This window comes from Oceanihabitans sp. 2_MG-2023, from assembly GCF_030547245.1.
Lineage (GTDB): Bacteria > Bacteroidota > Bacteroidia > Flavobacteriales > Flavobacteriaceae > Oceanihabitans.
This window is the reverse complement of sequence record NZ_JAUOQT010000016.1, coordinates 1-4,813: the sequence shown is the minus strand read 5'-3', so window position 1 is coordinate 4,813 and position 4,813 is coordinate 1. Positions and strand designations below refer to the sequence as shown.

Genomic DNA, 4,813 nt, shown 5'->3' with positions numbered 1-4,813 from the left:
TCGCGGATTTTCTATTCGGTTTTTATTTGCTAACTTAGGTGCTTAAACACGCAACAAAGCATACACAAGACCGTTGTAAGTAATGCCGAAAAACCCAGAAACCAAGTGAATAAAACGATATTTGAAATTACCAAAATGGACTGTCCTTCAGAGGAAAATCTAATCCGAATGAAATTGGACGGAATTTCGAGCATTGCAAATTTGGAATTTGATATTCCGAACCGAAAATTGACCGTTTTTCACAGCGGAGAAATTGACCAAATCGAAAAGTCCGTTATCGAATTGAATTTAGGCGGAAAGAAAATCTCAACTGAAAAAACCGACCAAACGGAATTTAAAGAAAACGAAAATCAGAAAAAACTTCTTTGGTCTGTACTTATCATAAATTTTGCGTTTTTCATAATCGAAATGACAACAGGAATTATCTCAAAATCTATGGGACTTGTTGCCGATAGTTTAGATATGCTTGCGGACAGTTTTGTGTATGGAATTAGTTTGTTTGCGGTTGGCGGAACAGTAATAAAGAAAAAACGGATTGCCAAACTTGCTGGATATTTTCAAATAATACTTGCGATTATTGGATTTGTAGAAGTCTTGAGAAGATTTTTAGGAAACGAGAAACTTCCCGATTTTTCAACAATGATTATTGTTTCGATTTTTGCACTTATCGCAAACGGAATTTGTCTTTATATTTTGCAAAAGTCAAAGAGCAAAGAAGAAGCACATATGAAAGCGAGTATGATTTTTACTTCGAATGACGTGATTATCAATTTGGGAGTAATAATTGCAGGAATTTTAGTGCATTATTTGAGTTCTAATAAACCTGATTTGATTATCGGAACAATTGTTTTTGCATTGGTAATTCAAGGAGCATTTCGGATTTTGAAATTAAGTAAATGAACGAAAAAAGCACTACTTACAACACCGTATATAATTTATTGCTAGTTCTAGCCTACTTATGAAAATCCTCTCGGATTTTCTATTCGGTTTTTATTTGCTAAATTACGTGCTAAACCACGCAACAAACCATATACAAACACGTTGTGTACAATTAAATAAACGATATGCATAAATTAACGAATGAATATAAATTAGGCTATAAAAAATATGAAGATTTTAAACTTAAAGCTGAAGTACTAATTCGTGAATTATTGGTTCAAAATGAAGTGAATTTTCATAAAATTGAATCCAGAACTAAAGGGATAAACAAACTTGATGAAAAAATTTATCGTAAAAATCAAAAATATAAAGCTTTAGACGAAATAACCGATTTAGTTGGTTTGAGAATAATCACTTATTTAGAGGATGAGGTCGATAAAGTGGCAGAAATTATAAGAAAAGAATTTGAACTTGACGATGAAAACTCAATCGATAAAAGGAAATTAGAATCCGACAGATTTGGTTATAAATCTCTACATTATGTCGTTACACTTACTAAAGAAAGAAAAAAACTAACTGAATATAAGAGGTTTAAGAATATAAAAATTGAGATTCAAATAAGGTCGATTCTTCAACACGCTTGGGCTGAAATTGAACACGATATTGGATATAAAAGTGAACAGTCTATTCCTGATATATTGAAAAGAAATTTTTATAGAGTAGCTGCTCTATTAGAAACTGCCGATATTGAATTCGTAAATATAAAGAAAGGTTTAAATACTTACGAAGAGACAATTGACGAAACAATAAAAACTCATCCCGAAGATGTTGAAATTAATGCGGCTTCATTAAAATCATTTATTTTATCTAATAAATTATTAAAACAAATTGACGAAGGTATATGTAAAAATACTGGTTGCAAGTTAATGTCGGAAACCGAAACATACAGTTTAGAAAGTCACGTTGATAAACTTCACTATCTTAATATCGATTCTATAAAAGATTTAGAAACTATTTTGAAAAGGGAAAAAGACAATGTGGTTAATTTTGCATCTGAATGGGTTGGAAACGCAGGTGATGGAAGTTTTGAAAGAGGTATTTCCTTATTTTACTTATGTTATTTATTGGTAGGTAAAACCGAAGATATTGATTTTGCAAATAAATATTATTCAGAAAAAATTAGTAAAAACAAGAATAATCCAGCAGGAAAAGAAATTATTGATACATATAAAAAGATAAAATAACTGTACACAACATTGGCTATAAGTAATTGCTGGTTCTCGCCTACTTCTGAAAATCCTCGCGGATTTTCAGTTTGGTGTATACTAGCAAAGTTTAAGGCTAAACCACGCAACTACTCATAGCCGAAACCGTTGTGCACAATTAAAACCGAACTATGGCAATCACTGATAAATTTAATAATTACATAACTGCCGAAGTATTAAAAGCCTATCTAATTGACGGAAAAAGTCATAGGAATATCCAAAGAGAAATACTTGATTTACCAGCACCTGCACGAGGTGGCGGATTTGTAGTAATGGAATTATTACATCATTTCAATATTCGTGGAGATAGAAAAGGTATTTTAAACAAACATTCAATTTCAGAACTTCGGGAAAATAATGATTTAGATTTTATAAGAGCGTTGGATATTATTGACGAATTGAATATTGTAAAGGAGGAAGCGGAAAAATACTTTGTGCGAAATCAAGAAATTAATAAAAACAATAATCCGACTGAATCAAAAAGCGAAATCAAAGTTCGAGCTTATCAAAATAAACTAAGAGAAATTGTATTGGACAATTACAATTCGACTTGTGCAATTTGCGAAATAAACAAAACCGACTTACTAATATGCAGCCACATTAAACCTTGGACTGTAGATAAAGAAGAAAGGTTAAATCCAAAAAACGCGATTTGTTTTTGTGTTTTACACGACAAAATGTTCGATAAAGGATATTTTTCGTTGGACTCTGAATACAATATTATTTTCGGAACAAAGTCTGACGGACAAATTGAAAAGCTTTTGACAGGTTTGAAATTTAAAAAACCGAAAATCAATGAACCTGATGAATCATTTTTGGATTATCATTTTAATGAAATATGTAAATAACTGTGCACAACACCGTGTATAATTCATTGCTAGTACTCACCTACTTACGAAAATCCTCGCGGATTTTCTATTCGGTTTGTATTTGCTAAATTAGTTGCTGAAACACGCAACGAAATCATACACAAACACGTTAGCACCAATTTAAAAAAATGAATAATTTGAATGACATAAAATATAGAACTACCGTAATTGTCTTCATTGTTCTAATATTTCAAATTGTTGGATGTAAACAGCTACCTGAAATACCCGAAGAGACTGAAAAATTAAGTAAAGTGAATTTCCATCATATCCATCTAAATGTTACAGACAGAGATTCAACTATTGCATATTATCAAAAATACTTTGGTGCGACTCAAGTAAAATATCGAGAGCGAGTGGATGCTCTTTTTACGGAAAAATCGTTTTTATTAATGAACCTTGTCGATACTGCACCATCAACACATTTAGGTTCAAGTTTATGGCATATTGGTTGGTCAGGTGTGGATGGTCAATCTGAATTTGACTGGAGAGTCAATGAGGGAATAGCGGTTCATACCAACATTACACCTCTTGGTGATAATTTTTGGATGTACTTTCTTGGCCCAGAAAAAGAAGTCATAGAAGTTTATACTGGAAACAAAAATCATAGGTTTGAACATATCCACTTACTATCATCTGATGTTGATAAAACTATGAACTGGTTTGAATCCAATCTAGGATTCCTTCCAGTATATAAAGAAGCGAAGCAATGGCAGAATAACGAGCTTCGATGGAAATGGAATTTATTGACCGTCAATAATATTAATATAATTGTGTTTGGCAAACCAGTTGAGGAAGAATCGTGGTGGACTAATGAAGAAATTAAACCAACAGATGGTAGCTCAATCGATCATATTGGTTTTTCAACTGAAAATATTGAGTTTCTAATGAATAAAATGAAATCTGATGGACTAGATATTGTTCATAGTATAAAAATTGACTCTATTCACGGAATGAAAAGTTTTTTTGTTAGAGGTCCTGACAGTCTATTAGTAGAAATAGTAGAGGAAAAACCAATTCCTGAAGGTATTTGGCGTTGAAAATACTAAAGACTACACTTTTCATTAAATGAACAACAGATTATATAAATGATTAAAAAACTGGTGCTAACACCGTATATAATTTATTGCTAGTTCTAGCCTACTTACGAAAATCCTCGCGGATTTTCTATTCGGTTTTTATTTGCTAAATTACGTGCTTAACCACGCAACAAACCATATACAAACACGTTAAATGCAATCGCTCCGAAAATTGTAACTCCTATTTTAACTGAATTTCTAAAAACATTATTCATCAGAGTTTTTCCTTACTCAATTCTGAAAAAACTTTTACTCAAACTCTGAATTTACTCAGATATTGAATTCCTTGCTTTCGGAATCTCTTACTCGAATTCTGAATTTAAAATACTGGAATCTAGCACTTACGGAAATTAAAATTGCTTGCGGATTAATCACTCAAAAGCTAAATACTACAAAGCGTTTGAAAATAAACACTTTTCGTTATTAAGTTGTAAAAGCAAAACTAGCGTTTAGCTTTTGTTTTTTTTTATTGTCCAATCTTTATTGCTAATCTAAATCTGCTTACTCTTATTTGTCGCGAAAGCAGTTAACAACGTGTATATTTTATTGCTAGTTCTAGACTGCTTACGAAAATCCTCGCGGATTTTCTATTCGGTTATTATTTGCTAACTTAGTTGCTAAAATACGCAACAAAGCATACACAAAACCGTTACCAAAAACAACTCGGAAAATCGAATTCCATATTTAACGGAAAACTAAACATTGAATATTTCGAGTTTTTTCT

4 protein-coding genes are annotated in these 4,813 nt (G+C 31.6%); all 4 read left to right on the top strand.

What is annotated here, in order from left to right; all coding sequences use genetic code 11:
* Nucleotides 1–105: 105 nt before the first annotated feature.
* Nucleotides 106–900 (top strand): cation transporter, encoded by a 795-nt coding sequence (locus tag Q4512_RS16260; protein WP_299385387.1) that lies wholly within the window; start codon nucleotides 106–108, stop codon nucleotides 898–900.
* Between the two features lie 164 nt (nucleotides 901–1,064).
* Nucleotides 1,065–2,123 carry a GTP pyrophosphokinase family protein gene (locus Q4512_RS16255; protein WP_303426439.1) on the top strand — a complete coding sequence of 353 codons (1,059 nt, stop codon included), beginning with the start codon at nucleotides 1,065–1,067 and terminating at the stop codon, nucleotides 2,121–2,123.
* A 152-nt stretch (nucleotides 2,124–2,275) separates the two neighbouring features.
* Nucleotides 2,276–2,992 carry an HNH endonuclease gene (locus Q4512_RS16250; protein ID WP_303426437.1) on the top strand — a complete coding sequence of 239 codons (717 nt, stop codon included), beginning with the start codon at nucleotides 2,276–2,278 and terminating at the stop codon, nucleotides 2,990–2,992.
* A gap of 149 nt (nucleotides 2,993–3,141) precedes the next feature.
* Nucleotides 3,142–4,050 (top strand): VOC family protein, encoded by a 909-nt coding sequence (locus tag Q4512_RS16245; protein WP_303426436.1) that lies wholly within the window; start codon nucleotides 3,142–3,144, stop codon nucleotides 4,048–4,050.
* The last annotated feature ends 763 nt before the right edge of the window (nucleotides 4,051–4,813 follow it).

Bases quoted from the DNA above. Each gene is read 5' to 3' on its own strand.
- Q4512_RS16255 (WP_303426439.1), top strand. From the start codon at position 1,065: ATGCATAAATTAACGAATGAATATAAATTAGGCTATAAAAAATATGAA.
- Q4512_RS16250 (WP_303426437.1), top strand. From the start codon at position 2,276: ATGGCAATCACTGATAAATTTAATAATTACATAACTGCCGAAGTATTA.
- Q4512_RS16245 (WP_303426436.1), top strand. From the start codon at position 3,142: ATGAATAATTTGAATGACATAAAATATAGAACTACCGTAATTGTCTTC.